The following is a 1,418-nucleotide window of genomic DNA, read 5'->3' as shown; positions in this document are numbered from 1 at the left end:
TCATGGGCCATCCAGGACTCGAACCTGGGACCTCTGCGTTATCAACACAGCGCTCTAACCAACTGAGCTAATGGCCCATCTCTTCGGCTTCTTGCCTAAGCGAATGACGGGAATCGAACCCGCATAGCCAGCTTGGAAGGCTGGAATTCTACCATTGAACTACATTCGCATCTTTTCTGGGTTCCCCCAATGGCGCTGGACGGAATCGAACCGCCGACACATGCAGCTTCAATGCATTGCTCTACCAACTGAGCTACAGAGCCAACTTTTCTTTTTTCAGAAAACGGTCACAACGGGGTTCGAACCCGTGATCTCCTGCGTGACAGGCAGGCGTCCTAACCAGCTAGACCATGCGACCAATTGCGGGAGTAGGATTTGAACCTACGACCTTCGGGTTATGGGCCCGACGAGCTACCGAACTGCTCCATCCCGCGATAATATTATTCTGGGCAACACCCGTAAGGAGAATGGGGGATTCGAACCCCCGCGCCGGTTTCCCGACCTGACGGTTTTCAAGACCGTTCCCTTCAGCCAGACTTGGGTAATTCTCCATGTTCTTTTAATCCACTTCCATGGACCATGTTGGACTCGAACCAACGACCGGACGGTTATGAGCCGTCTGCTCTAACCAGCTGAGCTAATGGTCCCAGCTCGAGTCATCGCGGCAGGGGGAATCGAACCCTCGACCTCTCGGGTATGAACCGAACGCTCTAGCCAGCTGAGCTACACCGCGATACTTTGCTGTAGTACTCACAGCGATCGGGACGACAGGATTCGAACCTGCGACCCCCTGGTCCCAAACCAGGTGCTCTACCAAGCTGAGCTACGTCCCGCTTTCTTTTTGGACTTCTTCTTTCTTTTTGGACTTCTTCGCCCTAGACCTTTTGGGGCCTTATGCACCTAGCAGGAGTCGAACCTGCAACCTTCTGATTCGTAGTCAGACACTCTATCCAATTGCGCTATAGGTGCATTATGCCGGCGACCGGGATCGAACCGGTACGATGTTTCCATCGCAGGATTTTAAGTCCTGTGCGTCTGCCTATTCCGCCACGCCGGCATCCAAGCGAACGACGGGATTCGAACCCGCGACCCCCACCATGGCAAGGTGATGTTCTACCTCTGAACTACGTTCGCATAATCATGCCGACTAAAGGATTCGAACCTTCGACCCCCGCTTTACAAGAGCGGTGCTCTACCAGCTGAGCTAAGTCGGCTGGATTGCCCGACGCGGCGTGCATATCTTGGCCTTCGCCAATGGACGATACAGGGATCGAACCTGTGACCCCCTGCTTGTAAGGCAGGTGCTCTCCCAGCTGAGCTAATCGTCCAAAATAAAAAAAGAAGTCCCCTTCTTTTTTATATGTATCGGCATCGCGTCGTCCTATCCTCGCAGCCAGCGTTCCGGCAACTACTTTCGG

The 1,418-nt window shown here is 53.8% G+C and carries 14 tRNA genes; all 14 read right to left on the bottom strand.

Annotation, left to right across the window (positions count from 1 at the left end):
• Nucleotides 1-3: 3 nt before the first annotated feature.
• The 14 genes from AOQ32_RS08205 to AOQ32_RS08140 all read right to left on the bottom strand — a co-directional run bounded on the left by AOQ32_RS08205 (nt 4) and on the right by AOQ32_RS08140 (nt 1,328).
• A tRNA-Ile gene (locus tag AOQ32_RS08205) sits at nt 4-77 on the bottom strand.
• Between the two features lie 21 nt (nt 78-98).
• Nucleotides 99-169: transfer RNA gene (locus tag AOQ32_RS08200), tRNA-Gly, on the bottom strand.
• A gap of 21 nt (nt 170-190) precedes the next feature.
• Nucleotides 191-263 (bottom strand) — tRNA-Phe (locus AOQ32_RS08195).
• Between the two features lie 21 nt (nt 264-284).
• A tRNA-Asp gene (locus tag AOQ32_RS08190) sits at nt 285-358 on the bottom strand.
• Nucleotides 359-360: 2 nt separating this feature from the next.
• Nucleotides 361-434, bottom strand: a tRNA-Met gene (locus AOQ32_RS08185).
• Nucleotides 435-461: 27 nt separating this feature from the next.
• A tRNA-Ser gene (locus tag AOQ32_RS08180) sits at nt 462-551 on the bottom strand.
• Nucleotides 552-573: 22 nt separating this feature from the next.
• Nucleotides 574-647: transfer RNA gene (locus AOQ32_RS08175), tRNA-Ile, on the bottom strand.
• A 12-nt stretch (nt 648-659) separates the two neighbouring features.
• A tRNA-Met gene (locus tag AOQ32_RS08170) sits at nt 660-733 on the bottom strand.
• Between the two features lie 26 nt (nt 734-759).
• Nucleotides 760-833: transfer RNA gene (locus AOQ32_RS08165), tRNA-Pro, on the bottom strand.
• A 62-nt stretch (nt 834-895) separates the two neighbouring features.
• Nucleotides 896-969, bottom strand: a tRNA-Arg gene (locus AOQ32_RS08160).
• A 4-nt stretch (nt 970-973) separates the two neighbouring features.
• Nucleotides 974-1,057 (bottom strand) — tRNA-Leu (locus AOQ32_RS08155).
• Nucleotides 1,058-1,062: 5 nt separating this feature from the next.
• Nucleotides 1,063-1,134: transfer RNA gene (locus tag AOQ32_RS08150), tRNA-Gly, on the bottom strand.
• Between the two features lie 7 nt (nt 1,135-1,141).
• Nucleotides 1,142-1,214, bottom strand: a tRNA-Thr gene (locus AOQ32_RS08145).
• Nucleotides 1,215-1,255: 41 nt separating this feature from the next.
• A tRNA-Val gene (locus tag AOQ32_RS08140) sits at nt 1,256-1,328 on the bottom strand.
• Nucleotides 1,329-1,418 lie beyond the last annotated feature (90 nt).

This window comes from Fructobacillus tropaeoli (assembly GCF_001047135.2).
Taxonomy (GTDB): Bacteria; Bacillota; Bacilli; order Lactobacillales; family Lactobacillaceae; genus Fructobacillus; species Fructobacillus tropaeoli.
The sequence above is the reverse complement of the archived record's forward strand: the minus strand, read 5'-3'. Positions and strand labels throughout refer to the sequence as shown.